Source organism: Vibrio sp. (assembly GCF_038138445.1).
Lineage (GTDB): Bacteria > Pseudomonadota > Gammaproteobacteria > Enterobacterales > Vibrionaceae > Vibrio.
Genome location: NZ_JAYQDQ010000001.1, coordinates 112,447 through 137,288, shown reverse-complemented (window position 1 = coordinate 137,288; position 24,842 = coordinate 112,447). Strand labels below are relative to the sequence as shown.

Below are 24,842 nucleotides of genomic sequence, written 5' to 3'. Positions count from 1 at the left end.
ATTTTTTTACGTTATTTTTGAAAAAAATATGCTGGTAGAGGTAAATTTGATCAAGACTCAAAAAACATTAAAAAGATGGAATTTTTTTCTAAAGCTTTAATGAAGATTGTCGAATGGGCGATGAGCTTAACCAAGCAAAGTTAGAGCTAGATTTGGCTGTTGTTTTGCCTGTGCAAGAATAGAGGCACTGACTTGCTGTAGAATTTGCTGCTTGACCATTTGAGTGGTTTCTTTCGCATAGTCAGTATCTTTAATACGACTCTTTGATGCCGCCAAGTTTTCGTTAATGTTGCCAAGGTTGCTGATTGCGTGCCCAAAGCGATTTTGCATGGCTCCCAACTCAGCTCGATGGCTATCGACATACTGCAAAGCCGTATCGATTATAGCGACGGATCGCTGTGCCCCTCCAACGTCAGAAATATCCAAGTTATCAACCGCTTCGTAACCAGATAACCCTATTTGAAGTTCACTAGCCAAGCTGCCTGAGAAAGAAATGGTGCCCGATGTTTCTTTACCCGCCATAAAAATCTGCAGTTGTCCGTCTTGATTGACCGAGGCTGAGACCTTACTCGTTTGACCATTAATATAAGTAGCCAGTTCTTCAATATCATCGCCAACTTTGGCTTCAATTTGAATCGACTCCTGCTGCCCAAAAGCATCGATATAGTCCATAGTCAAAACGTCAGAATTTTGTTTCACTTGCCAATTTTTACCCGCTTTGCCAGCGGCAATATAACTAAACCCACCCATGCCTAAAGTATCTGAACGCATATTGTTCAACGATATTTGAACCGCTTCTCCCGAACTGGCACCAATTTGGAAAGCAGAACTAGAAAATGAGCCATTGAGCAATTTTCGACCACCAAAAGAGGTGGTTTCAGCGATTCTATTCAATTCATCATTCAAAGCCGCCATTTCTTCTTGTAATGCCAGCCTCTCTGAGCGACTATTTGAACCATTTGCAGATTGTAAAGACAGGTCGCGCATTCGTTGCAATATGTTAGTCGATTCGTTCATCGCTCCTTCGGCGGTTTGCATGATGGATATTCCATCGTTCGCATTACGCATCGCAACACTCAAACCTCTCATTTGCGATTCCAGACGATTAGAAATCTGTAAACCAGCAGCGTCATCTTTTGCACTGTTAATACGATAGCCTGAAGATAATCTCTCCAAAGACTGGTTTAACATGTCTGTTGCATTGGTTAAATACCTTTGCGCCGTCATTGCTGAGACATTGGTATTAACAGTGATGGCCATAACGCTTAGTTGTATTACTCATGAGGACTAATACTTATATCGGCAATAAAAGATTTTCTTTAGTTTTTTATCGCCTACAAGCCGCCCGCTAAATCCAAGTAGTTGCCGGTAGAAAACGATGATTTTTCACACGCAAGCCAATAGATAGCTTCAGCAACCTCCTCGGGCAAACCGCCTCGCTGCATTGGGATGTGACTTTTTAGTCTATCGACACGCTCAGGCTCTCCACCATCTGCGTGCATTTGGGTATGAATCAACCCTGGGCGAACGCAGTTAACTCTTATTCCCTCTTTTGCCACTTCAAGGGACAAACCTTTGGTTAAGGTATCAATTGCGCCTTTCGACGCAGCATAATCAATATACTCATTAGGAGAGCCTGTTCTTGCCGCCGTAGACGATACGTTGACTATGACGCCTCCTAAACCTCCATGATGGGTCGACATTCGCTTAACCGCCTCTCGGCAACACAAAAAGTAACTCGTCACATTATTGGTCAAAATGGTATTGATACGCTCTGCATTCATTTCATCTAAGCGCATCTGTGTTTGCAAAATCCCAGCATTATTAACAAGAACCGTTAATCGACCGAGCTCCATATCTACCGTATCAAACAAACGGCAAACATCTACCTCTTGAGAAACATCTGCTTGCACAGCAATGCAACGTCCACCACTTGAGTTAATCTCATTGGCAAGGGCAGTCGCCGCGTTAGAGTTAGACTTGTAATTAATGCACACGGCATAACCATGATGAGAAAAAAGCTTGGCGGTTGCAGCTCCGATGCCGCGCCCACCTCCGGTAACAATAACGACTTTAGAATGGTTCATGAATTTACATTTATATGCTGAAAAGAATTTAAAACACTATAAATAACAAAATCTTAAATTACAAAACTAATGAAATGAATGTGATATAACTAACACTAGCTAGTAAAAAGCCGAACACTGAGGTTCGGCTTCATTTTCTTAATTGGTCGCTGAACTTATTTTATGGTCAGCGTTTTTAGCATTTGGGCTGACGGGGCAAAAAAGTAAGCGCCTGTTACCGCTTTTGAAAAACGTAGTAACTGATCATATTTACCATCTGTTACCGCATACATGCTTTCTAGCATAGCCTTGAAATTGTGCAGAGTATGACAATAAGCAATAAATAGTAGGCCGTGATCACCTGACACACTGCCATAAGGTAAGCTGTGGCGAACGATCTTAAGCCCTTTACCTTCTTCTTTTATATCAACCCGTCCGACATGAGAAGCGGCTGGTACATCGTCTAATTCAACAGAGTCGGCTTTAGTACGCCCAATTACTTTTTCTTGAGCTGAAATATTGAGGCGATTCCACGCCGGTAAGTTATGTACAAAGCGTTGCAGCATTACGTAGCTACCCCCTGAAAACTCGCCTTGTGGGATTATCGCCGCTTCTTGGCGCTGATTACCATGCGGGTTTTCTGTACCATCAATAAACCCTGTCATATCACGTGCATCTAAATAGCGATAACCATAAGTTTCATCAACAACCGTAACGTATTCAGCAAGGGTCTCAAATAACTTACATAGAAGGTGAACATGTAAATCATGACGCTTTGAATGGCAATGTATTAACACGTCAACATCTGTACTAGGTGCCTGCATATCCCCTTCCCCTAGCTGCGGAAAGTCTATCAGTTCTTCTGGAACAGGGACATCAAGCTGACTCCAGAAAGATCGGGTAAAAGCAATCGAAAGCGTTAAATCAGCACCAGTTTGCTGGTTATTGAGCTCTTCAACCAAAGCAGGCAATGATTGTAACTGTTTTAATACTTCTGCTTGATTTTGCTTCACTTTCAACAAAGTGTACTGAGCGAAAGGACTCGCTTCAGGAAGAATGGCACTTTGAGGGGTCGGCATAATTGTGTCCTCACATTTAAATAATTTCTCAGTGTATTATGTTTATTGTAATTTTAATTACTAGGTTATCAATAAGTTATTTTACTCTGTAATCTTGGGCTGATGCTTCAAGCATTCCCTTACATGACGGCTATTATAGGTATAAAGCATAAACCATAACAGGATGACAAGAGTGACAGCACTGGACCATTTAAAGACACCATGTTCAAGATAGACATGGTAAACGGTTTGAGAAAACTGCCCAGTTATGATCAAGAGAGTAAAAGGTTTAGCAACTCTGAGGACTTTGTTCACCCAAAGCCTATCAGGGCTTCGTAAACCAATAGCCCACATCAAAGCTAAACTAGGCAGCCCCATACCAAGGTCTAAGTAAAACAAGGCATGATCTGGGTAAATAATATCAAGAATTTGAGCGCCATTTTCCCTGCTAGCGCCAGCCATAATAAAGATTACCCAAGCTTTAGTGAGAAACAGCCAGCCTAGCCAAAGCCACAAGGGAGCCTTGAGAAAGCCATGTTTATCATATTGTTCTAAACTGTATCGCACGATAACTTCATAACTGTTAATACTCCCCCCCACTTTATACTATTCATCCGATATTACTATCTCTTGATAAAATTAAACCGTGTTAGAATACCGTCATTAAGGTTCACCCAGCACACGACTAATGAAAAACAAAATATCCCCTTCCCTTGAAACTCAACAAGAAGCGTTAAAGATAGCGAAAGCGACACAAAAACCCGGCCAGACTAAAGAACAAACAAAATTAATAGCTCAAGGCATAGAAAAAGGTATCGCTCAGTACAAAAAACAGCATAAAGAAAAAGCACGTCAAGCAGACAAAGCCAAAAAGAAAGCAAGAAAAGTCAAACAAACTCAACTTGAAGTCGAGACCAATATACAGACTGAGAGTGCCTACTCTACGGTAAGTCACCCAAGGTTTTCTTTTGTCCCTTGGACCTTACTTATTTTAAGTTGGATAGGCTTCATTCTTTACGCAGTAAAGCTCTAATCTTCAAAGGGCAATGTGCTCATCACCCTTTTACAAATTATGCATTGAACCCCAAGCTTGTTTCTATATCTGTTCGCCTATCTGACACCCACTGGTAATCAAATGGGCCCCAGTTAGAGAGTTGATAGTAGCCGTCATTGTGGCGGCGTCCATCTTGAACAAATCTTAACTCGATACCAATTCCGGGTAATGCTTTAAGAACATCTTGAATAGTACGACGTGGCCAGCCCGTATTCTCAATAAGTTTAGGGACATTAGGCCTATCAAGATTTTGCACCAATAATGCTAAATATAAGCGTCTTGCAAAAATAGGACTCAACTCCATTGATACCTCCTAACAAATAAACAAGGTCATTATTTCTGTTTTGCAGACTCATGCGTTGCGTTCGATCAATAACCACTTAATCGTCAAAGATTGAATGCATGTTTTGCGTAAACAAAATAGTTTGCTCACACTTTTGTCTATACGAATACTTCCTGCTAGGATGCCCAGAGCGTCAATAGAGTTTATTTAAAGGTTGAGTTATGACAATAACCATGTACGGAATTACGAATTGCGACACGATAAAAAAAGCCAAAAAATGGCTAGAAAAAGAAGGAATAGAATTCCAATTCCACGACTACAGAAAACAAGGTGTTAGCAACGATATGATTGCGATATTTTGCCAACAGCTTGGTTGGGAAAATGTCGTGAACAAGCGCGGCACAACCTATCGCCAATTAAGCCAAGAACAAAAAGATAATTTGAACGAAGAAATGGCAATAGCGCTGCTAAGTGAACAACCAGCTATGATAAAAAGGCCTATTCTGGTTACAGATAACAATTACCACCTTGGCTTTAAAGCCGAACAATACTCCGCCATCTTCTCTGCTGTATAAGGAATTAGAGAATGACTGACACACCTACTTTGGCACTCGCAAAAGACCTGATTAGTCGCCAGTCGGTAACCCCTGTAGATGCAGGTTGTCAAAATGTAATGATAGAACGCTTACAAGCACTAGGATTCAAAATAGAAGTGATGGTTTTTGAAGATACCACTAACTTCTGGGCGCGTCGTGGAACCGAAACTCCGCTGTTTGCTTTTGCTGGACATACAGATGTTGTTCCAGCAGGTAATCTAGAACTTTGGGATACACCACCTTTTGAGCCAACCATCAAGGATGAGTTCCTTTATGGTCGGGGAGCGGCAGACATGAAGGGATCACTCGCTTCAATGGTTGTTGCAGTTGAGCAATTTATCGCCCAGAACCCAAACCACAAAGGCTCGATTGGCTTTCTTATTACTTCCGATGAGGAAGGACCATTTATCAATGGTACTGTTCGAGTCGTAGAGGCTCTGATGGAACGTGGTGAAAACATTGACATGTGTATCGTTGGCGAGCCCTCTAGTACAGAAATCGTTGGCGATGTAGTAAAGAATGGTCGCAGAGGCTCTATCACTGGTGACTTAACAGTCAAAGGTATCCAAGGACACGTAGCTTATCCTCACCTTGCTAAAAATCCAGTACATCAGTCTCTAATGGCTCTGAATGAATTAGCTTCGACTGAGTGGGACCAAGGTAACGACTATTTTCCGCCCACCAGCTTTCAGATCCCAAATATTCAGGCAGGAACTGGGGCTTCGAATGTGATCCCAGGCGAGCTCAAGGTTCAGTTCAATCTGCGCTTTAGCACTGAACTTAATAATGACGTGATCGTCAAGCGGGTAAATGAGACTCTTAGCAAACACAACCTAGATTATCAATTGGATTGGACCTTCAACGGAGACCCATTCCTAACCGATACCGGCGACTTACTTGATGCTGTTGTTACTGCTGTTGGAGACGTCAACCAAACTAAACCTGAATTGCTGACCACAGGTGGCACCTCAGACGGTCGCTTTATTGCACGTATGGGAGGTCAAGTTGTTGAACTGGGTCCCGTTAATGCCACTATCCACAAAGTTAACGAGTGTGTAAAAATTGACGATCTTGAAAAACTGACCAATATGTATCAAAAGACACTGGAGAATTTATTGGCATGATAATGACGCCTGAGCAGCTGGTTGGTAAAGTAAACTCACATCTCATCGACACTCACATTGGCGAACAGTCTTTACTTGTACATACCATGGTCACAGACGACCTTCAGTCGCTGAGAGACGCAGCCGTTCAGGCCGGATTTGATTTCCATATAGCGAGCGGATTTCGCGATTTTGAACGACAGAAATCCATCTGGGACCGAAAAATAACGGGACAACTCCCAACTCTCGACCAAAATGGCCAGCCTCTTGATATCAGTAACCTTTCAGAGCGCGAAAAGATCTATGCCATCTTACGCTGGTCTGCGCTGCCGGGTGCAAGTCGACATCACTGGGGAACTGACTTCGATGTGTTTGATAAAGCAAGCTTACCTGAAGGGGTTAAATTGCAATTGGAACCTTGGGAATACCTCAGTGGTCATCAGGCTCAGTTTCATCAGTGGCTGCAAAATAATCTCAGGAGATTTGGCTTTTTCTTTCCTTATGCAGAGGATAGAGGTGGTGTAGCTGCCGAGCCTTGGCATATCAGTCATAAGACGACAGCATCATTATGTTTATCACTTTTTGAACTTGGTACTTTAAATGACCAAGTTTCAAACTGCGGTTTAAAGGGAGTAGACTCAGTGCTCGCAGAGTTAGATACTATATACAATCAATACATTATCAACATCAGCACTGAGGCAAGTTAATGGATTTACTGACTAATCCTTGGGTTATCATTGTTATTGTTTTAAGTGTCGTGATTGGAAACATCGCAGCACTTAAATACACAGCCAAAATGAAATTTGGCCAGATGGAAAAAAAAGAACCGTCACAAGAAGACTCTAAGAAGCCCTCTGAAAATAACGAACAGGACCCGCCTCAATAGCGGGTTCTTTTACTTAATATGGTCCCATGAAATATTCGAGACTATTCGGCACTCATCGCATTTGAAGTGGAAAATATCGAGCTCAGGTTCGGCAAGTAACCAATCCCCTCCGCATTTTGGGCATTTGCGCTGCTTTTCAGCCTCTAGATTTTTCCCACCCACACGATATTGATAATAATACGTCGGTGTTTTGGTGAGGTGCTCTATACGGCCTCGTAAGTCCCAGCCACGCTTAAACAACACGCTATCCACATCACATATCTCGTGCAGCGCTGCATGCTCAGCTCGACAAGCGCCAGCCATTTGAATCTCGTCACAAGCTTGCCACTCAGTCTGCCACTTAATTAGCGCCTTATGATCGCCATTCAAGGTCGGAGAATTACGATAGAGCGGAATTGGCAGCAAAGTATCACCACTTCTCAATGGCGAACAGGTATGCACGTAAGTGGTATACAGTACTTGCCAACTCGGCATAGTATCTTCTGCAGCTTGTTCGGAGTTAAGATCACGTCCGAGAAGACGCGCTTTAGGTGTCAGCAGACTGGCATCTGACAATCTATCTAAGCAAACTTTGACAAAATCAGAATGATAATCTGGGTGCAAACTATCTTGCTCTGGGCAGACGACACGAACAAAGAACTCTCCGTCACCCATAACAATAGGAAACTCTCTTCCCAAAACTTGGCCATTGTAGCGTAGTGCATCCATCAAGCCGTTTATCGCTTTATCAACCGCGGTAATTGTGGTGTTATCAAAACACTCAAATTGAAGCTCTATTACATACATTGCTAAACCACCGGGGTTAGCTGCTGAAGAAACTCAGAGATGCTCTTGGCTAATACGTCTCGTTTATCTGTTCCCAGTCGCTCTAGAATGACATTCCCTGAAAGATTACAGATAGAAATGACATCAAGTTCCGCATCCGTTGTGGCAATAAAGACGGTAGGCTTTAGCTTTAAACGACGCTGAGTAACTAAGTGGCCCAATATATTTTCCTGCAAACGAATGAAATCCTCATCATTCCATACTTGAAGTAGTGTTAGTTCATTACCATTCCAAGTTGCGTCCATATCGGCACTATACTGGCCACCATAAAACGCCTTTATGTCTTGATGAAGGGTTAAATCAATACCATGTTCTAGGTTTGAGAAATCCGCATCTTGCTCGCGAGAACAAGCCTGCCATTCGACCGACTCGCCTTTTTTAGCTGTTACACAAGGAGAAATAAAATCGGATAACTGATCACTTACTGGCTGGTGACCATGGCATTCAAAATATGTGTTGCGGTACTTTTCACTGAATGAAACTAATGCAGGAAGGGCTTGTCCAGCCATGAAGTTCTCCAATATGAGTCGCCTTTTCTATACACGACATTGTCTATTATTCTGGCTGTTCTAATCTAAAAGAAATAACTAGCATGAGCATATATTCAAGCGTTCTAACCCTTGCTTGGCTATTACACAATCTGAATTCACTATGCTTTGAGGCTTTCTGTATTTCAAACAGTTCCAACTTGGTTCAAGTTTAATGAAACTAGAGGTCAGTATCAAACAACAAGCAACCTTTGCAATTGATTCTACAAAATCAATTACATCAATAGTGGGGTGAAGATGATTTTACTGATATCATTCGTCGATACCACTATAGATAGCTAAACCCATGGGCATATATAAGGATTGAGATAAGATTATGGAGGTTTTTCGCTTGAATCGATTGCTGGCACTACTTATTTTTTTACTACCAGCTTTGGTGTCAGCTTCCACTGTTTATTCATCAGCCATGCTCAATGAAGCAGACTCTTTAGTCAATATTGTCCCAAAACAATCAAAAATATTAGCCTCTAATTATCTAACGCAGAGAAAGCTTATGGCCCAGTCAGAAAAAGGGCCATCAACTATGTCTCGCGATGACTCAGACACTCGCTTTAGAACTCCTGGCAGTACAATTGATGCATTAAAGATTTTAGCACGAGCAGAGTTTAACCTTGGCAACTCAGAAGAAGCTCAGAGCTATATCCAACAGGCAAAAGCCTTAACTGACAAGTACAACTTGCCATACCTACGCTTGGAACTAAGTTTGCTTGAACTTCGCCTTAATTGGGAAGTTGATGGCAGTACTCCTTTGATAGAAACCAAACTTGATGGGATCGAACAGGAACTGAACTCGATACGTAACCCAGAAAATTTAGCCAAAGGACTTACCTATCAACTTGTGATGCTAAAAGCCGATATTGCTTCGAGCCAAGATCAAGTCAAACTTGCAGAAACACTGTATAAGCAAGCCATCCCTTTCATTGAACAATCAAAAAACAAACAGAGCATCATTGACTATCATATTTCACTTGGTAAACATTTTCTAAACCACAAAATCTACAATAAGGCTTTATCTGAATTACTGATTAGTTATTGGAGTGCGATTGAAAACACGTCTGGATTGCAATTGGCAGAAGCAAACCGCTTAATTGGTCAGCTATTTTATGAACGAAGAGTACTTGATAAAGCAGCTGACCATTTATCTCAAGCGGCGGACTTTTATGATAATTATGAAAGCTCTCCTATACTGCCTCCGATACTAAAACGTATGGGAGACATTTATTACCATCAAGGTAAATACAACCTTGCTCTCGTTCACTATTTCAATGCTATTGACCACGAACGTCTACAAAACAATATTGAAAATGTCGTTGATATTCGACTTGCTCTCGCTTCCACCTACTTGAAATTAGTCAACTTCCCACTCGCAGAGCAATATTTAACCCGAGCTAAAGAGCTATTGAATTACATTGATATTCCTAAACTACAAGCAAAATATTTACTATTAGAGGCAGGATTAGCGTCACACCGAGGGCAGCCTAAAGAAGTGTTGGAAAAAGCCAACCAAGCACTCGATATTGCACTTGAACTCAATGATCTCAGTTTAGAAAAAAATGCCTATAAAATGCTTAACCTCGGCAACGAATTGCTTGGAAACTACAAACAAGCGCTGCGCAGCCTGCAGCAATATAACGCACTTGCAGCTATCGAACAAAAAGCACTAAACCTTATAAATGAAGATGATTTTAGACAACAAAAAGATGTCGTTGAGCAAACATTGCACTTAGTTGGTCAAAAAGAACAGCTAAAAAAAACTCAGAATGAATATCATAAATTTCAAAAGATCTCTTTAACTTTATTTGTCACCTGCGCTTTGCTGTTTGTCTTCTTATTACGCCGTGGACATATTATTAGCGTTCAAAAAGAAGAAATTGATGAGCTAAATGATGAGCTTTATGCTCATTCACGTTCTGGACTCAAAAACCTTCGCATGCTGAGTGTAAAGCTGCCAGCATCACTGGAGGCAAGTAGCCACAAATTTGAAAAGTGGCATGCTGGCGATCTTATCCATGAGCCACTTAGCGATAGGTTACACTTTGTTATGATAGATTTACCCTTTTTACGCAACCTATCCCTTCAGTATGGCTACACTGAAGGACTGAAAGTTGAGAAGGCTTTTGGGCTGTTTCTGAAAGAGAAAATTGAACACCCAGCCCGTGTGTATCATTTCTCTGATGCCAACTTGCTCTATATCGAGCCCGACAATGGTAATACCACCAAACCTGAGCAAGTGTTCGAAAAGATCCAAGCTTGGGTTAACGAGTTCACTCACAAATATAGCCTAAACAACATAGTACGGATTGGAATGGCGGATTACCCCTTCCTTCCACGTGCATATACTGCAATAAATGATAAGGAACTACTCGATATTCTTCTTATGTCGACAAACGCTGCTCGAACTTTGAGCATGGAAGACAACACGAGTCAGTGGGTTTACCTCAAAGCAATAAAAAATGCGCCAGCTGCCAGCTTAGCAACAGGAAACATTCGCAAAGCCTGTAAACACTCAATTAATCAAGGCCTTATTAAAGTTCATTCGTCTTACCCAAATGAAGAATGTATCAAAAAGCTCTTAAAAGACGAATAAATCCTAGTTTCGATTAAGGTGTACGGTATGTACCTGCTTGGTTTAAAAATAACAACCATGTTTTAAATCACGGTAATATGCAGATAATCTTCAGCCCTGTTATCGATGCTATATTTACCCGAGACTCGATAAAAACCTCAACTCACTGCTTTAGGTTATTCACTATCAATTATCAAAGGCTGAAACTATGGATACCAGTTATTATTGGTGTATATATATCAATCAGTTAGCCTTTATTTCTCATCAAAGCATGCTAAGCTTAGTAAAGTCTCTTGGATTTCGTTTACGAAATTAAACCGCTTTCATCACGCGAGATACTCACAATAAGAAGTATTACAAGGAAACTTCTCTTATCAAGGAGGTCACCATGATCACTCATATTAGTCCTGCGGGTAGTATGGATCTGCTTTCTCAACTTGAGGTTGAGCGTCTTAAAAAAACTGCCGCTAGTGATCTGTACCAGCTCTACCGAAACTGCACCCTCGCAGTGCTTAACTCAGGCAGCCACACAGATAACTCAAAAGAGCTACTCGACAAGTACAAGTCATTCGATGTCAATGTTGTCCGTCGTGAACGTGGTATCAAGCTGGAGCTAAGCAATGCACCTGAGCATGCCTTTGTAGATGGCAACATAATAAAAGGAATACAAGAACACCTATTCTCGGTGCTGAGGGATATTGTCTACGTCAATATGCATCTTGCAGATAATCAAAGGTTGAACTTAACCAATGCCAGTCACATCACTAACTTAGTATTTGGTATTTTACGCAACGCTGGCGCCCTGACTCCGGGAATCGAACCAAACCTTATTGTGTGTTGGGGAGGGCACTCTATCAATGCAACTGAATACCAATACACTCGAGAAGTGGGCAACGAGCTAGGCCTGAGAGAGCTCAACATTTGTACAGGCTGTGGCCCAGGAGCAATGGAAGGACCGATGAAAGGAGCAGCAATTGGTCATGCCAAACAGCGTTATTACGATCAACGTTATCTCGGACTAACAGAGCCATCTATTATTGCCGCAGAGCCACCTAACCCAATTGTCAATGAATTAGTCATTATGCCAGACATTGAGAAAAGGCTAGAAGCGTTCGTTCGTATGGCGCACGGCATTATTATTTTCCCCGGTGGCGCAGGAACCGCAGAAGAGCTTCTCTACATACTGGGTATTATGATGCACCCAGATAACTCAGAGCAGCCACTTCCAATTGTCCTCACAGGACCAAAAGAAAGCGAAGCCTATTTCCAATCAATCGATAAATTTATTGGTGATACCCTAGGTAAAGATGCCCAGCGCCACTACCAAATTGTGGTCGACGACCCTGAAAAGGTGGCAAAAATAATGAAAGGTACCATGCCGGATGTACGCCAGCATCGTAAAGATACTGGTGATGCCTATAGCTTCAACTGGTCACTCAAAATTGAGCCTGAGTTCCAGTTACCTTTTGATCCAACTCACGACAATATGGCAAGCTTAGATTTACATCTAAACCAGCGTCCGGAAAACCTTGCAGCCGCTCTGCGCCAAGCATTTTCTGGCATAGTAGCGGGTAACGTCAAAGCTGAGGGTATCCGCGAGATTGAACGCCACGGCCCATTTGCTTTAGATGGTGATGCTACTTTAATGAAGAAAATGGACAAGCTGCTAAGAGATTTTGTCGAGCAGGATCGTATGAAGCTTCCAGGTGGTAGCGCCTACGAGCCATGCTACCAGATCAAAACTACCGGGTAATACACTCATTTAAAACTAGGATCTGACTGGCCGGATACAACAGGTTCTAGTAATCTGTGTATCTTGCTATACAATAAGGGCTTTCATAGCCCTTTTTTCTGATTCCTATGTCTATTCATCTAGTTATCATCGATGCTCTAAATCTCATACGGCGCGTCCATTCAGCTCAACCCAACTCTGATGATATAGCGAGAACGATAACCACAACGACCCGAACTCTACATAAGATCATTAACGAATCTCAACCCACTCATATTATTGCTGTTTTTGATCATCATCTTCAGGAAAGAGGATGGAGAGCCGATATACTGAGTGACTATAAAAGTAACCGCAAACCTATGCCCGAAGCACTGTATGAAGGCCTTGATGCCATACAGGAAGCCTGGTGGCAATTAGGAATAGATTCTTTGCTGTCATCAGGTGATGAAGCAGACGATTTAATTGCAACACTTGCAATTAAAGTCGCCAATCGAAATCAAACCGTCACTATCATCTCAACCGATAAAGGGTACTGCCAGCTATTATCACCAAGGCTTCAAATCCGTGACTACTTCCAACATCGCTGGCTCGATGCTCCCTTTATAGAAAAAGAGTTTGGTGTTAAGCCATCACAACTCCCCGATTACTGGGGCTTAGCAGGGATAAGCTCCAGCCAAATCTCTGGCGTACCGGGAATTGGACCAAAAGCTGCAAAGGAAATCTTAACCAAATATGAGGATATCGAGCACGCCTACACTTCTGAGGAACTTGAAACTAAATATAAAAAAAAGCTCAACGAACATATTGAGACAGCTCGCCGGTGTAAAACAGTGTCAGCTCTAAAAACAGATATCGATCTTGGATTTAACTTGCAAGACATTCGTTATCAAGGCACTGAGGTTGATTGAATATTTTCAATCAACCTGAAGGTATTGAATAATAAAACTGATTAGCGAGGAGATATATTTGACAAACACTGTATGTGGACAGTGATTTCTTCTCGATCGTGGTAGAGATGTTTTGCTTGAAGTTTAAACTTAACTTTATTCTCGATCAAAAAGAGTTTGAGGTTTTCAATATCCTCTAACACTTCATCATAACGACCTTTCATCGGCAACTTTAGGTTAAAAATTGCTTCTTTGGCCCAACCAGAAATTAACCACTCACCCATCAGTTGAGCTACCCGAGAAGGCTTCTCAACCATATCACAGATCAGCCAAGTTACGTTTTTACGCGCTGGTTCAAACTTGAATCCATCTTCTTGATGATGCTTTACTTGACCGGTTTCCATTAGGCTATCAGCCATCATACCGTTATCAACAGCGTGAACAAACATGGATCGTTTCACCAACTGATAAGTCCAGCCCCCAGGACAAGCGCCTAAATCAACCCCCCACATCCCTGAAGCCAATCGTTCGTCCCACTCTTCTCGCGGAATAAAAACATGAAACGCTTCTTCAAGTTTTAATGTTGATCGACTTGGTGCATCTGCAGGAAATTTAAGGCGGGGAATACCCATAAAAAAGGGCGAATTATTGCTCGGCAGTGAATAACCCACAAAACAATGGCCAGGAGCAACAAAACAAATGTGTAACACTGGTTTTTTAGGGCTGTCTTTGGCCAACAGAACCCCTTTACCACGCATTGCTTGGCGCATAGGTACAGTGAATTTTCGGCAAAACTTTAGCAGTTCTTTTGCTTCATTAGTATCAGGTGTTTCGATGCGTATATCACCGCACTTAGGAAAACCTGTAATATCAGACAAGCTGGCTAAAATAGGAGAAATGCGGTCTTCACGAGGAAGTTCTTGAACCTCAGCAGCAACAGCAAACATCTGACGAGCGAAGATCAAAGCTTTAAAATCAAGCTCCTTAACTAAGCGCTCAGCATCACCTGGCTGATAGCATTCAAACAGGACATAGCCCGTATTATTTTTTAAACGAGGGAAGCCAAACACTTCAAGTTGTGTTGCACGATCCTGAATTTCTCCAGCGCACTCCTTCTCAAAACCTGAGCGACAGTAGAGCATTAAGTGTTTCACTGATTTACCTCTTTAATTTGTAGCGCCGCAAACACAAACAGTCCCCATCCCAGAATAAAAGCGAGACCGCCGAATGGAGTGATTGGCCCAAACCATTTAACCCCACTTAATACCAAAGCGTAAAGACTGCCACTAAAGCAAAAGATGCCGATGATAAAACAATTTGCCGCAAGGGAGAAATATTTTTGCGATTTATCAACAAGCCCTGAGGCCAGTATTACTCCGCATAGTATGATGGCAAGTGCGTGAATCAACTGATATTGCACCCCAGTGTAAAATACATCCAGCATCTGGGCTGGCAATATGGTTTTGAGTCCATGGGCTGCAAACGCACCTAATACAACGCCTAGCCCAGCAAACAAACCGCCAAAAGCTAATATCGACCTAATCTTCATCGTATATTCCTAAGATAAAATCAGCGAGATACTTTATTGCTAAATCAATATTCTCCGATTCACTGTATCCGGAACTTTTTCGGGGATTAAAGCTATGATCGCCATCAGGAATAAACTCGACACCAACTTTATTTGAAAACTCAAAACCATCAAACTCATCGCGCTTTCCAAATGTGTCTCTTTCTCCTTGCAGAATAAGACAAGGCTTCTCAAGCTTGGCTAAGTGTCCGCCTTTGTAATTTTCTGGCTTGCCCGGTGGGTGAAATGGATAACCCAAGCAAGCAACCCCAGCTACGAGGTTTTCTTCAGCCAGCAAACTTGCCATTCTCCCTCCCATCGACTTCCCACCAATAACAATAGGTTGCTTGGCAAATCGCTTAATCACTTCTCTATAAGCTTCTAATAGCTTAGGAGCACGATCTGGTGGACGCCGTTTACCATCAAGAGAACGTTTAACCATATAGGGAAAATTAAAACGCACCACTTGAATGCCTCGTTGTGATAAACCTTTTGCTATCGCACTCATGAAGTCATGATCCATACCTGCTCCAGCACCATGGGCAAAAACAAATATTGGTTGACCTTTTTTACCATCAATCAAAAACTCATTCATCCAACAGTTCCTCTTGCTCACTCTGTGCTTTCGCAAGCATCCAATCTCTAAAAGTGGCAATTCTTCCCATATCAGCTTGCTTTTCATGACACACCACATAAAACGCATTCTTGGAGACTAAAACCTGATCAAAGGGCGCAATCAAACGCCCCGCTTCCATTTCTGGTTGTGCGAGAACATTGTTTCCTAATGCAACACCCTGCCCATGCGCAGCAGCTTGAAGCACCATAGTAGAATGGCTAAAAATGGGGCCATGATTGACATTAACCCCTTCAATACTATGCTCTTTCGCAAACTGCTTCCAATCTTTGCGCGATGTATCATGTAAAAGGGTGTGCTGCTTAAGATCGCCTAGTTTCTCTAATGATTTGCTTCCCATTAACAAAGAAGGTGAACAAAGAGGAATCAAAAATTCTTGGTACAGTTTATCTGCACGAAGGCCTGACCAGTTACCACGTCCATAATAAATCGCAACGTCTACATCATCGGTCAGAGAACCTTCATCCATATCCACGGCTTTGATGCGGACATCGATGTCTGGCTCTTGTTGATTAAAATCGGCTAAACGCGGAACCAGCCACTGGATTGCAAAGCTGGGAGGTAAACTAATCGTCAGTGCCCCCTTCTCACTGCGTTCAAGTACTTTATCAGTAGCCTCAGCAAGCAGGGTGAAGATATCTTTGATATCGAGAAAATAGCTTTGCCCTTCCTCGGTTAGTAACAAGGAACGGTTACGTCGCCTGAATAATTTTAGGCCTAAAAACTCTTCTAAAGCCTTAATCTGATGACTTACTGCTGCCTGAGTCACAAATAACTCCTCCGCTGCTCTAGTAAAGCTCAAGTGACGAGCAGCAGCCTCAAACACTTTAAGAGAGTTTAAGGGGGGCAATCTTCTCGACATAGTCATTGTCTCCAGGTTGGATTAGTTTTTCTTATCTGAAACATTATAAAATGTCCGTTGCCTCTCGGCCAGAGAAATTCTATATTTCTCCCTGCGGCAAGAGTCAGAACGGCTTTATTCCCTTTGGGAGTGAATTGACATATTGCCGCGATGTTGTGTTTGCAAACTCGTATTTCGAGTTAGGTAGATTTCTACCAAGTTTCGTCTCTCTAACTAGAGCCGAAGCGATACTTCCTGTATTTATTTTTTGACCTGTCTGTCAAATTGTTTAACACCGCCATAGGGCGGTGTTTTTTTATCTATCCTACTGGATAAGTGGGCAGAAATCAGTGTGAGAGGTTAGGAAAAAAGCGCTGATAAGATGAACTAACAGCGCTGGTAGAAGATGCTAAACATTAAGGGCGATAAACTTTGATATTAGTAAACCCTTGATCTTGAAGATACAGTGCTTGTAAGCGGCTCATAACACCACGATCGCAATAAAGTAGGTAAGTTTTACTTTGGTCCAAATCCCCAAACTGAGTACCCAATTTGTAGAAAGGCAGATGTATCACTTCTACTCCATCTATCTCAAGCGGGCTATCTTCTTCTTCCTCAGGACTACGGATATCAAGAACTGTTGCATGTTGTTCCACGGCTTGAACCAACTCGATTTCAGGCGCGGCCTCCTCGGCTTCTTTGGCTATATCACGAATGTCCATTTGACGAGCATCTCTCACGACTTGCTCTAGGATTTCAAAATCAAATTTCTCTTCTTCTGCTTCTAACTTCGCTTTGATCGCTTTAACTGTCGGTTTCTTAGAAATCACACCACAATATTCGGGCATCGTCTTAGCAAAGTCTTCACTGCCAATTTCGCGAGCTAAATCAATGATATCTTCTTTATCCCAGTTAATTAACGGACGTAAAATTAAAGTATCGGTGACTGTGTCAATATGACGAAGATTGGTCAGCGTTTGACTCGATACTTGACCAATAGCTTCACCAGTAACTAGGGCTTGAATACCAAATTTGTCGGCTACCATACCAGCCGCTCGCATAAACATACGTTTTAGGATCACGCCCATTTGGCCGTCATCTACTTTCTCAAGGATCTCTGCCACAACGGGTTCAAAGTCCACTGAAATAAAACGCACTTTGGCTGAGGAACCGTACTTATTCCAAAGGAAATGAGATACTTGCTTAACACCTATCTCATGGGCAGGACCACCGAGATTAAAGAAGCAGTAATGTACTTTTGAGCCTCGCTTAATATGTAGATAGCTCGATACACCTGAATCAAAGCCACCAGAAATCAAACTCAGGACATCTTCCTGAGTTCCGAGCGGGAAGCCACCTAACCCCTTGTGGCGAGCAATAACATGATTAAGCTTATCACCCGCAACCTCAACTTTTATCGTGACATCAGGGTTGTGAAGCTTAACACTCGCACTGCCGACAGCTTGGTTAAGGCCGCCACCTACATAACGCTCTAACTCAATAGACGTAAAATCATGTTTCCCTCGACGCTTAGCTCGGACAACGAAGGTCTTACCTTCTATCTTCGACCGGTTAAGTTCTAATACCTGCTCGAAGATGTCATGCAAATCGGTGAAGTCAGATTGTTTTACCTCTAAAACATGATGGATACCAGGAGTATGCGTAAGGATTTCTACGGTTTCTTTATAGTAATGATCTGATTCTGAGGTGACTTCGATGTGATCACGACGATTGAACACAGCGACAGATTCCGTGCGGCTTTTAATAATATTGCGAATATTACATTCAAGAATCTTTGTGAAGCGCTTGCGCACCGATTCACTTTTAACAAAAATTTCAGGATGGGGCTTAACGATAAATTTCATAGTTCACTTCACAACTCAACAGATACGGCAAATTGGAGAATTTACAACTAGCTTCATTGTAGTTTACGGAAGCTATACTCCAAAGGCGCAAGATTATACATGAACCATAGGCTATAAAAAAGGCGAGCCCTTAGCTCGCCTTGTGATTTAATTGGAGTTAGGCAGTGTAGGGACTTCATCACTCAATAGCGCCTCACCTTGCATGATACTGATTTCTACACGGCGATTTCGCGAACGTTGAGCTTCGGTATCATTTGGCCCTAGTGGCTGAGTATCCGCCATACCTCGAACCTGAAGACGCTGATGGGAGAAGCCTCGTACCTTTTCCATTTCTTGCGCTACAGATACCGCTCTCTGAGAAGATAGGTCCCAATTTGAACGATAAAGCTCAGAATCCAATGGCTGATTGTCCGTATGACCGGATACACGAATAATACCAGGAACGTCTTTAACCAAATCCGCAATTTGACGTACTAGAGGCCGGAATTTAGGTTGAAGAAACGCCGAACCATGGGGAAACGCACCTTTTTCCCTAATTCGGATATCGATTTGCTGGCCAAGGTTTTCTATCTCAATCGCCCCTTCATCAATCTCACGCTCTAACGCTTTTTTGATACTTTCCATCAGGGTTTCAAGCTCTTGTGACATTTCTGCTGACTGCTGTTGCTGACTTTCAGACTCGGCATTTTGGCTGTCTTGAGTTGAAGTATCCGGTGATTTCCCTCCCGTCTGTTTACCCTCGTCTTTTTGAGTACCACCCGCTCTGTCAGATTCCCCTTCTTGAAACTCTAAAGTTTGCTGGGTTATGTCTATTGTCTGCTGCATAATGACATCGATAGGCGTAGGCTCAGGACGTCCCGGGCGAAATTCCTGCGCGATAATACTGGTACCTTTGGGAATATCTTTTACTTCTAGTCGGTTTTGAACACCAAAAGCAAACTTCATAGAGCCCGCTATCTGTTTAAACTTCAATACATCCATCTCGGAAAACGACAGCAGAAGTACGAAGAAACACATCAAAAGTGACATCAAGTCCGCAAATGTTCCCATCCAGAGTGGCAACCCGGGAGGAGGACATTTACAACCTTCTTCATCATCCATAGCGGTTTCCTTACTCTGAATCTACATCAAGAACACGCTTACCTTCGTTGAGGTAATTCTTCAGGTACCCATCAATAACTCGTGGGTTTTGTCCATCTTGAATCGCTAGCACGCCATCCATAATTAAACGGCGGTTGAGTTTTTCTTGTTCACGACGCAGTGAGAGTTTATCGGCAATAGGGAAAAAGACCATGTTGGAGAGTATCGCTCCATAGAGCGTCGTCAATAGTGCGACAGCCATTGCTGGGCCAATCGCCTTAGGATCATCCATGTTTGAAAGCATGGCTACCAAACCAACCAAAGTACCAATCATTCCCATCGCTGGAGCTACATCACCAAACGCTCGAAATACGCTAGTACCGAATTCATGCCTTTCATCGGTCAGAACAATATCTTTTTGTAAAGCAGCGCGCACCACGTCGGCACCATGACCATCAACAAGTAGGTCTATGCCTTTTTGCATAAAGTTGTTGGTAATTTCCATCTCTTCCAGCGCAAGGAAGCCGCCTTTACGTGCTGCATCAGCCATTTCAACCACTTTAGCAATTAAGTCTTCAGGCTCATCAGACTTAAACATGAATGCCTTACCAGCAATTTTGCCCGCTCCGAAAAACTGCCCCATAGTAAATTTCATTAGCACAACGAATGTCGAACCACCCACTACGATAAGAATCGAGGTAACATCAACGAACATCATGATACTTCCACCTAAGATCATCGCCATGATGACAAAGGCAAAGCCTCCAATGAGTCCTAGCAGCGTTGCTAAATCCACAAAGCACTCCTCATGCTATCTTTATAAGCTTCTGGTAAATTATATCGGCAACATCTTCAGATCTTTAGTCTTTTATTGGTACTACTCTCACACAACTATAGATCTTATCGCCACAGAGTAAACCAACCTCCGCTTGAGATGCGATCTTATAATCACAATATAGACACCCACATTCGCTTTTTCGATCAATTTCCCTTGGTTAAATTTGACCATTAACACCACCTAATGTAACTTTCGTGCATCTTCCACAATGTAGATAATGTTATGGCTAGCAAGAAACCTGAAAACATGTCCTTTGAAGCAGCAATCGAAGAGTTAGATTCGATTGTCGAACACCTTGAAAAAGGCGATCTTGCCCTTGATGATGCTTTGAAAAAGTTTGAACGCGGTGTCACTCTTGCTCGCGAAGGACAAGCTAAGTTGAACGATGCAGAACAAAGGGTGAGTATTTTATTAAATAATGATGATAGTGCTCCTCTTACAGAATTCACACCATCACAGCCAGAATAATCACCACAAGAAGAGTTTCTCTTATGCATGAGGCACTAACCTCTTTACAAAAAAGAAATAATCGACAGTTAGAGCAGTGGCTTAGTCAATTTCCGCGTTCTGGACAACCACTGATAGAAGCTATGTATTATGGCTTACTACTGGGTGGAAAACGTGCTCGGCCTTTTCTAGTTTACATTACCGGCCAAATGCTTGGGTGCCAGCTTGATGAACTTGATGCACCTGCATGTGCTGTCGAATGCATACACGCATATTCGCTTATCCACGATGACTTACCCGCTATGGACAACGATGAACTGCGACGAGGGCAGCCAACCTGTCACATTAAGTTTGATGAGGCCACCGCGATTTTAACTGGCGATGCACTACAAACTCTGGCATTCACCATACTTACTGATGGAAAGTTAAGCACACAAGCAGAACAGAATCGTATCAGAATGGTCAGAGCGTTAGCTGAAGCCTCGGGAGCTAATGGTATGTGTTTAGGACAAGCACTTGATTTGGCCGCCGAAGGGAATAAAGTCTCATTAGAGGAATTGGAAACTATTCATCGTAATAAGACTGGGGCATTACTAAAATGCGCGGTGAGGTTGGGGGCCCTCGCGGCAGGACCAAAAGGTGATGCTATTTTGCCTCAATTGGATAAATACGCTGACGCTATTGGACTTGCCTTTCAAGTTCAAGACGATATTTTAGATATCACTAGTGATACCCAAACTCTCGGTAAACCTCAAGGCTCAGACCAAGCTCTTGAAAAGAGCACCTACCCTGCTCTTTTAGGGTTAGATGGTGCAGTTAACAAAGCTCACACTCTTTTGAAAGAAGCCCTTCAAGCATTGGAAACAATCCCATACAATACTAGATTACTCGAAGAGTTCGCCCGATATGTCATCGAGCGCAAGAACTAAACGATAAGCGCCCTATATATGACTCTTGATATTTCCAAATATCCAACACTGGCATTAGCCAATACACCGGATGAATTACGTAGCCTTCCAAAAGAAGCGCTGCCTAAGCTATGTGACGAATTACGTACGTACTTATTAAACTCTGTTAGCCAATCAAGCGGCCACCTTGCATCAGGTCTAGGAACCGTAGAGCTAACCGTAGCACTGCATTATGTCTATAATACCCCATTTGACCAACTGGTATGGGATGTCGGGCATCAAGCCTACCCACATAAAATTCTCACTGGCCGCAGAGATAGACTGCCAAGCATTCGACAAAAAGAAGGATTACACCCCTTCCCTTGGCGAGAAGAAAGTGAATACGACACCTTGTCTGTTGGTCACTCTTCTACCTCGATTAGCGCCGCATTAGGCATGGCAATTTGCGCCGAAAAAGAAGATAAAAACCGCAAGGTTGTCAGTGTGATTGGTGACGGCGCTATTACAGCAGGCATGGCTTTTGAAGCCATGAATCATGCTGGTGACGTACATTCAGATATGCTGGTCGTTCTCAACGATAATGAAATGTCGATATCAGAAAATGTTGGTGCGCTCAATAACCATTTGGCTCAAGTATTATCTGGTAGCTTATACACCTCCATACGCGAAGGAGGGAAAAAAGTCCTTTCGGGTGTCCCGCCTATCAAAGAGCTAGTTCGAAGAACGGAAGAACACCTTAAAGGCATGGTGGTGCCTGGCACTCTATTTGAAGAACTCGGCTTTAACTACATTGGTCCTGTCGATGGACATGATGTCTGCGAGTTGGTCAAAACACTAAGCAATATGCGCGAGCTAAAAGGACCGCAATTCTTGCATATCATGACCAAGAAAGGCAAAGGTTACGAGCAAGCTGAGAAGGACCCAATTGGCTACCATGCTGTCCCTAAGTTTGATCCTAGCCATACTTCTCTACCCAAAGCTAAGGTAAGCCAACCTACTTTTTCCAACATTTTCGGCGATTTTTTGTGTGATATGGCTGCCCAAGATCCCAAACTAATGGCCATCACTCCGGCGATGAGAGAAGGCTCGGGTATGGTACGTTTTTCAAAGGAGTTTCCAGAGCAATATTTTGATGTCGCCATTGCAGAGCAGCATGCTGTTACACTAGCATCAGGCATGGCGATTGGTGGCAACCATCCGATAGTCGCTATATATTCAACATTCTTACAACGTGGTTATGATCAACTCATACATGACGTTGCTATTATGAATCTACCTGTCATGTTTGCTATTGATAGAGCTGGCTTAGTCGGCGCAGATGGTCAAACACACCAAGGGGCTTTCGACTTGAGCTTTATGCGCTGTATCCCCAATATGGTCATCATGACACCAAGTGACGAAAACGAATGCCGCCAAATGCTCTATACGGGGCATACGTATCAAGGTCCAAGTGCAGTACGATACCCAAGAGGAACTGGGACTGGTGTAGATGTCGATAAAGAGTTCACCGCCATACCTATAGGTAAGGGCCGTGTTATCCATAAAGGAAAAAAAGTTGCTATCCTCAACTTCGGCACTTTCTTGGATAACGCTCAACAGGCCGCTGAAAATCTTGGTGCTACGCTTGCTGACATGCGCTTCGTCAAACCTTTAGATGGTGACCTGGTAAGGAAATTAATCGAAGAACATGATGTTATCGTCACAATAGAAGAAAATGCTATTGCAGGCGGTGCTGGTGCTGGTGTTGTCGAGTTTATGATGCAAGAGAAACTCATAAAACCTGTTCTTAATTTAGGTTTACCAGATAAATTTATTGCACAGGGAACCCAACAAGAGCTACATACCGAACTAGGGTTAGATGCAAAAGGCATTGAGGATTCAATACACGCCTATTTGGCCAAATAAACCTCGAACAATCTTGAAGCTCTCACTGGAGGGCTTCACCTACCTTTACTTAAACTTTCCAGCCAAACTCATCGCATAGTCTCAGCCAAGTTTGATCCACCTTTGCACTAATAGAAATATTTTTCTTTGTATATGGATGAATAAATTCTAATCGTGATGCATGAAGAAGTAATCGATGAGAGTCATATACCTCTCTGAATAGTTTGTTATGTTTTCCATCCCCGTGCGTAGTATCTCCCACAATAGGGTGGCGAAGATGTGCCATATGCCTTCTGAGCTGGTGCTTTCGTCCTGTTAGTGGTTTTAATTCCATTAAACAATATCGAGTGGTAGGAAACTGACCTGTAGAAATAGGTATCTCTATTTTTTCTATAGGTCGATAATCGGTAATCGCTTGTTGAGCTTCTTTTTCTTGATCCGCATGTTTATCTGCTATCTTATCCAATTCAACCTTCAAGTCGTAATCTAAACGCCCAGACTCTTCTATCCAACCGCGAACAATCGCATGATAAGTTTTATTCATTGCATGATTTGCAAACATAGGCATAACTTGGGAGGCAACCTCACTCGATAGTGCAAAAATTAATACCCCTGATGTTGGCCTGTCGAGACGATGGAGCGGAAAAACATGCTGCCCGATTTGGTCACGCAAAGTTTGCATAACAAACTGAGTTTCATGCTTATCAAGCCAACTGCGGTGAACAAGCATCCCGGCAGGCTTGTTAACGGCTACAAAATATTCATCATGAAAAATAATATCCAACATCAAGCGCAAGCCTCATCAATCGCCTTAATCAAATCAATTAAGCTCTGATAATCGTTATTATTCTTCCAGCACTGTTCAAAATAAGGGGCTAAGCAGAAACCTTTAGGTAAGGGCATCTGTCTTTCAATTAAATCTGTCATCTTGGGAATAAAAATCCATTGTAGCCATTCATGCGGTTGTAATGTATCGACAGCAAATGGCTGATTGCTTTCTAACAAATGTTCGCTAGGGCTTGTCGATTGCCATAGCCGCAAGCTTTTCATTTGCTTTGTAAGTTGCTCCAAAAATACTCTCATTTGCTGATTATCTGCCATAAAACACGTGTGTTAACCTTGAAATTAGGCTCAAGAATACCATCTATATAGTAAATTTAGTTAGGACTATTAA

The 24,842-nt window shown here is 42.5% G+C and carries 27 protein-coding genes; 11 read left to right on the top strand and 16 right to left on the bottom strand.

Going from position 1 to position 24,842, the window contains the following annotated elements; genetic code table 11:
- Positions 1–126: 126 nt before the first annotated feature.
- The 4 genes from AAFM34_RS00655 to AAFM34_RS00640 all read right to left on the bottom strand — a co-directional run bounded on the left by AAFM34_RS00655 (position 127) and on the right by AAFM34_RS00640 (position 3,691).
- Positions 127–1,260 (bottom strand): flagellin, encoded by a 1,134-nt coding sequence (locus AAFM34_RS00655; protein ID WP_341658932.1) that lies wholly within the window; start codon positions 1,258–1,260, stop codon positions 127–129.
- 74 nt (positions 1,261–1,334) lie between these two features.
- Positions 1,335–2,087 carry an SDR family oxidoreductase gene (locus AAFM34_RS00650; protein WP_341658931.1) on the bottom strand — a complete coding sequence of 251 codons (753 nt, stop codon included), beginning with the start codon at positions 2,085–2,087 and terminating at the stop codon, positions 1,335–1,337.
- 155 nt (positions 2,088–2,242) lie between these two features.
- On the bottom strand, positions 2,243–3,145 hold the full coding sequence (locus tag AAFM34_RS00645; RefSeq protein ID WP_341658930.1) for a Dyp-type peroxidase: 903 nt from the start codon (positions 3,143–3,145) through the stop codon (positions 2,243–2,245).
- Positions 3,146–3,226: 81 nt separating this feature from the next.
- Positions 3,227–3,691, bottom strand: a complete 465-nt coding sequence (locus AAFM34_RS00640) for a DUF2919 domain-containing protein (protein ID WP_341658929.1) — start codon at positions 3,689–3,691, stop codon at positions 3,227–3,229.
- Positions 3,692–3,812: 121 nt separating this feature from the next.
- On the opposite strand from AAFM34_RS00640, the gene AAFM34_RS00635 reads away from it, so the two are divergent.
- Entirely contained in the window at positions 3,813–4,157 is a 345-nt protein-coding gene (locus AAFM34_RS00635) for a DUF2956 domain-containing protein (protein ID WP_341658928.1), read from the top strand.
- 37 nt (positions 4,158–4,194) lie between these two features.
- Here the strand turns inward: AAFM34_RS00635 and AAFM34_RS00630 are convergent, their stop codons facing one another.
- Positions 4,195–4,482, bottom strand: a complete 288-nt coding sequence (locus AAFM34_RS00630; protein WP_341658927.1) for a helix-turn-helix domain-containing protein — start codon at positions 4,480–4,482, stop codon at positions 4,195–4,197.
- A 200-nt stretch (positions 4,483–4,682) separates the two neighbouring features.
- On the opposite strand from AAFM34_RS00630, the gene AAFM34_RS00625 reads away from it, so the two are divergent.
- The 4 genes from AAFM34_RS00625 to AAFM34_RS00610 are packed head-to-tail and all read left to right on the top strand — an operon-like array spanning position 4,683 to position 7,046.
- A complete protein-coding gene (locus tag AAFM34_RS00625; RefSeq protein ID WP_341658926.1) occupies positions 4,683–5,036 on the top strand; it encodes an ArsC family reductase in 354 nt (117 codons plus the stop codon).
- An 11-nt stretch (positions 5,037–5,047) separates the two neighbouring features.
- Positions 5,048–6,181 (top strand): succinyl-diaminopimelate desuccinylase, encoded by a 1,134-nt coding sequence (gene dapE / locus AAFM34_RS00620; RefSeq protein ID WP_341658925.1) that lies wholly within the window; start codon positions 5,048–5,050, stop codon positions 6,179–6,181.
- Between the two features lie 2 nt (positions 6,182–6,183).
- Positions 6,184–6,867, top strand: coding sequence for a M15 family metallopeptidase (locus AAFM34_RS00615; RefSeq protein ID WP_341658993.1), 684 nt, complete (start codon positions 6,184–6,186; stop codon positions 6,865–6,867).
- Positions 6,867–7,046, top strand: coding sequence for a DUF2897 family protein (locus AAFM34_RS00610; protein WP_341658924.1), 180 nt, complete (start codon positions 6,867–6,869; stop codon positions 7,044–7,046). The genes AAFM34_RS00615 and AAFM34_RS00610 overlap by 1 nt, the downstream gene beginning before the upstream one ends.
- A 9-nt stretch (positions 7,047–7,055) precedes the next feature.
- On the opposite strand, the gene AAFM34_RS00605 is transcribed toward AAFM34_RS00610, so the two are convergent.
- Positions 7,056–7,832 carry a Zn-ribbon-containing protein gene (locus tag AAFM34_RS00605; RefSeq protein ID WP_341658923.1) on the bottom strand — a complete coding sequence of 259 codons (777 nt, stop codon included), beginning with the start codon at positions 7,830–7,832 and terminating at the stop codon, positions 7,056–7,058.
- A gap of 2 nt (positions 7,833–7,834) precedes the next feature.
- Positions 7,835–8,380 (bottom strand): SecY-interacting protein, encoded by a 546-nt coding sequence (gene syd / locus AAFM34_RS00600; protein WP_341658922.1) that lies wholly within the window; start codon positions 8,378–8,380, stop codon positions 7,835–7,837.
- Positions 8,381–8,735: 355 nt separating this feature from the next.
- Between syd and AAFM34_RS00595 the strand changes: the two genes are divergently transcribed.
- The 3 genes from AAFM34_RS00595 (at position 8,736) to xni (ending at position 13,625) form a co-directional block, all read left to right on the top strand.
- Complete coding sequence (locus tag AAFM34_RS00595) at positions 8,736–11,006, top strand: tetratricopeptide repeat protein (protein ID WP_341658921.1); 2,271 nt, start codon at positions 8,736–8,738, stop codon at positions 11,004–11,006.
- A gap of 367 nt (positions 11,007–11,373) precedes the next feature.
- Positions 11,374–12,738 carry a nucleotide 5'-monophosphate nucleosidase PpnN gene (ppnN, locus tag AAFM34_RS00590; protein ID WP_341658920.1) on the top strand — a complete coding sequence of 455 codons (1,365 nt, stop codon included), beginning with the start codon at positions 11,374–11,376 and terminating at the stop codon, positions 12,736–12,738.
- Positions 12,739–12,845: 107 nt separating this feature from the next.
- Positions 12,846–13,625, top strand: coding sequence for a flap endonuclease Xni (gene xni, locus AAFM34_RS00585; RefSeq protein WP_341658919.1), 780 nt, complete (start codon positions 12,846–12,848; stop codon positions 13,623–13,625).
- Positions 13,626–13,666: 41 nt separating this feature from the next.
- Here the strand turns inward: xni and rlmM are convergent, their stop codons facing one another.
- The 7 genes from rlmM to pomA all read right to left on the bottom strand — a co-directional run bounded on the left by rlmM (position 13,667) and on the right by pomA (position 20,387).
- Complete coding sequence (gene rlmM, locus AAFM34_RS00580; RefSeq protein ID WP_341658918.1) at positions 13,667–14,758, bottom strand: 23S rRNA (cytidine(2498)-2'-O)-methyltransferase RlmM; 1,092 nt, start codon at positions 14,756–14,758, stop codon at positions 13,667–13,669.
- Complete coding sequence (locus AAFM34_RS00575; protein ID WP_341658917.1) at positions 14,755–15,153, bottom strand: DUF423 domain-containing protein; 399 nt, start codon at positions 15,151–15,153, stop codon at positions 14,755–14,757. The genes rlmM and AAFM34_RS00575 overlap by 4 nt, the downstream gene beginning before the upstream one ends.
- Positions 15,143–15,766, bottom strand: a complete 624-nt coding sequence (locus AAFM34_RS00570) for an alpha/beta fold hydrolase (protein ID WP_341658916.1) — start codon at positions 15,764–15,766, stop codon at positions 15,143–15,145. Before AAFM34_RS00570 ends, AAFM34_RS00575 begins: the two co-directional genes overlap by 11 nt.
- Entirely contained in the window at positions 15,759–16,667 is a 909-nt protein-coding gene (locus AAFM34_RS00565; protein WP_341658915.1) for a transcriptional regulator GcvA, read from the bottom strand. The genes AAFM34_RS00570 and AAFM34_RS00565 overlap by 8 nt, the downstream gene beginning before the upstream one ends.
- Before the next feature lie 395 nt (positions 16,668–17,062).
- Positions 17,063–18,511: a tRNA uracil 4-sulfurtransferase ThiI gene (thiI, locus tag AAFM34_RS00560; RefSeq protein ID WP_341658914.1), complete on the bottom strand. Its 1,449-nt coding sequence runs from the start codon at positions 18,509–18,511 to the stop codon at positions 17,063–17,065.
- A gap of 147 nt (positions 18,512–18,658) precedes the next feature.
- Complete coding sequence (locus AAFM34_RS00555; protein WP_341658913.1) at positions 18,659–19,612, bottom strand: flagellar motor protein MotB; 954 nt, start codon at positions 19,610–19,612, stop codon at positions 18,659–18,661.
- 10 nt (positions 19,613–19,622) lie between these two features.
- Positions 19,623–20,387 (bottom strand): flagellar motor protein PomA, encoded by a 765-nt coding sequence (gene pomA, locus AAFM34_RS00550; RefSeq protein ID WP_341658912.1) that lies wholly within the window; start codon positions 20,385–20,387, stop codon positions 19,623–19,625.
- A 264-nt stretch (positions 20,388–20,651) separates the two neighbouring features.
- Between pomA and xseB the strand changes: the two genes are divergently transcribed.
- The 3 genes from xseB to dxs are packed head-to-tail and all read left to right on the top strand — an operon-like array spanning position 20,652 to position 23,689.
- Positions 20,652–20,897 carry an exodeoxyribonuclease VII small subunit gene (gene xseB / locus AAFM34_RS00545; protein ID WP_341658911.1) on the top strand — a complete coding sequence of 82 codons (246 nt, stop codon included), beginning with the start codon at positions 20,652–20,654 and terminating at the stop codon, positions 20,895–20,897.
- Between the two features lie 23 nt (positions 20,898–20,920).
- A complete protein-coding gene (gene ispA / locus AAFM34_RS00540) occupies positions 20,921–21,805 on the top strand; it encodes a (2E,6E)-farnesyl diphosphate synthase (RefSeq protein ID WP_341658910.1) in 885 nt (294 codons plus the stop codon).
- An 18-nt stretch (positions 21,806–21,823) separates the two neighbouring features.
- On the top strand, positions 21,824–23,689 hold the full coding sequence (gene dxs, locus AAFM34_RS00535) for a 1-deoxy-D-xylulose-5-phosphate synthase (protein WP_341658909.1): 1,866 nt from the start codon (positions 21,824–21,826) through the stop codon (positions 23,687–23,689).
- Positions 23,690–23,738: 49 nt separating this feature from the next.
- Here dxs and truC read toward each other — a convergent pair whose 3' ends face one another.
- Both truC and AAFM34_RS00525 read right to left on the bottom strand, forming a co-directional pair.
- Positions 23,739–24,455 (bottom strand): tRNA pseudouridine(65) synthase TruC, encoded by a 717-nt coding sequence (truC, locus tag AAFM34_RS00530; protein ID WP_341658908.1) that lies wholly within the window; start codon positions 24,453–24,455, stop codon positions 23,739–23,741.
- Positions 24,455–24,769, bottom strand: coding sequence for a YqcC family protein (locus tag AAFM34_RS00525; RefSeq protein ID WP_341658906.1), 315 nt, complete (start codon positions 24,767–24,769; stop codon positions 24,455–24,457). Before AAFM34_RS00525 ends, truC begins: the two co-directional genes overlap by 1 nt.
- Between the last annotated feature and the right edge of the window lie 73 nt (positions 24,770–24,842).

What these genes read in the sequence shown, in the direction of transcription:
- AAFM34_RS00655 (WP_341658932.1), bottom strand. Translation starts at nt 1,260, where the DNA reads ATGGCCATCACTGTTAATACCAATGTCTCAGCAATGACGGCGCAAAGG.
- AAFM34_RS00650 (WP_341658931.1), bottom strand. Translation starts at nt 2,087, where the DNA reads ATGAACCATTCTAAAGTCGTTATTGTTACCGGAGGTGGGCGCGGCATC.
- AAFM34_RS00645 (WP_341658930.1), bottom strand. Translation starts at nt 3,145, where the DNA reads ATGCCGACCCCTCAAAGTGCCATTCTTCCTGAAGCGAGTCCTTTCGCT.
- AAFM34_RS00635 (WP_341658928.1), top strand. Translation starts at nt 3,813, where the DNA reads ATGAAAAACAAAATATCCCCTTCCCTTGAAACTCAACAAGAAGCGTTA.
- AAFM34_RS00630 (WP_341658927.1), bottom strand. Translation starts at nt 4,482, where the DNA reads ATGGAGTTGAGTCCTATTTTTGCAAGACGCTTATATTTAGCATTATTG.
- AAFM34_RS00625 (WP_341658926.1), top strand. Translation starts at nt 4,683, where the DNA reads ATGACAATAACCATGTACGGAATTACGAATTGCGACACGATAAAAAAA.
- dapE (WP_341658925.1), top strand. Translation starts at nt 5,048, where the DNA reads ATGACTGACACACCTACTTTGGCACTCGCAAAAGACCTGATTAGTCGC.
- AAFM34_RS00615 (WP_341658993.1), top strand. Translation starts at nt 6,184, where the DNA reads ATGACGCCTGAGCAGCTGGTTGGTAAAGTAAACTCACATCTCATCGAC.
- AAFM34_RS00610 (WP_341658924.1), top strand. Translation starts at nt 6,867, where the DNA reads ATGGATTTACTGACTAATCCTTGGGTTATCATTGTTATTGTTTTAAGT.
- AAFM34_RS00605 (WP_341658923.1), bottom strand. Translation starts at nt 7,832, where the DNA reads ATGTATGTAATAGAGCTTCAATTTGAGTGTTTTGATAACACCACAATT.
- syd (WP_341658922.1), bottom strand. Translation starts at nt 8,380, where the DNA reads ATGGCTGGACAAGCCCTTCCTGCATTAGTTTCATTCAGTGAAAAGTAC.
- AAFM34_RS00595 (WP_341658921.1), top strand. Translation starts at nt 8,736, where the DNA reads ATGGAGGTTTTTCGCTTGAATCGATTGCTGGCACTACTTATTTTTTTA.
- ppnN (WP_341658920.1), top strand. Translation starts at nt 11,374, where the DNA reads ATGATCACTCATATTAGTCCTGCGGGTAGTATGGATCTGCTTTCTCAA.
- xni (WP_341658919.1), top strand. Translation starts at nt 12,846, where the DNA reads ATGTCTATTCATCTAGTTATCATCGATGCTCTAAATCTCATACGGCGC.
- AAFM34_RS00575 (WP_341658917.1), bottom strand. Translation starts at nt 15,153, where the DNA reads ATGAAGATTAGGTCGATATTAGCTTTTGGCGGTTTGTTTGCTGGGCTA.
- AAFM34_RS00570 (WP_341658916.1), bottom strand. Translation starts at nt 15,766, where the DNA reads ATGAATGAGTTTTTGATTGATGGTAAAAAAGGTCAACCAATATTTGTT.
- AAFM34_RS00565 (WP_341658915.1), bottom strand. Translation starts at nt 16,667, where the DNA reads ATGTCGAGAAGATTGCCCCCCTTAAACTCTCTTAAAGTGTTTGAGGCT.
- thiI (WP_341658914.1), bottom strand. Translation starts at nt 18,511, where the DNA reads ATGAAATTTATCGTTAAGCCCCATCCTGAAATTTTTGTTAAAAGTGAA.
- AAFM34_RS00555 (WP_341658913.1), bottom strand. Translation starts at nt 19,612, where the DNA reads ATGGATGATGAAGAAGGTTGTAAATGTCCTCCTCCCGGGTTGCCACTC.
- xseB (WP_341658911.1), top strand. Translation starts at nt 20,652, where the DNA reads ATGGCTAGCAAGAAACCTGAAAACATGTCCTTTGAAGCAGCAATCGAA.
- ispA (WP_341658910.1), top strand. Translation starts at nt 20,921, where the DNA reads ATGCATGAGGCACTAACCTCTTTACAAAAAAGAAATAATCGACAGTTA.
- dxs (WP_341658909.1), top strand. Translation starts at nt 21,824, where the DNA reads ATGACTCTTGATATTTCCAAATATCCAACACTGGCATTAGCCAATACA.
- truC (WP_341658908.1), bottom strand. Translation starts at nt 24,455, where the DNA reads ATGTTGGATATTATTTTTCATGATGAATATTTTGTAGCCGTTAACAAG.
- AAFM34_RS00525 (WP_341658906.1), bottom strand. Translation starts at nt 24,769, where the DNA reads ATGGCAGATAATCAGCAAATGAGAGTATTTTTGGAGCAACTTACAAAG.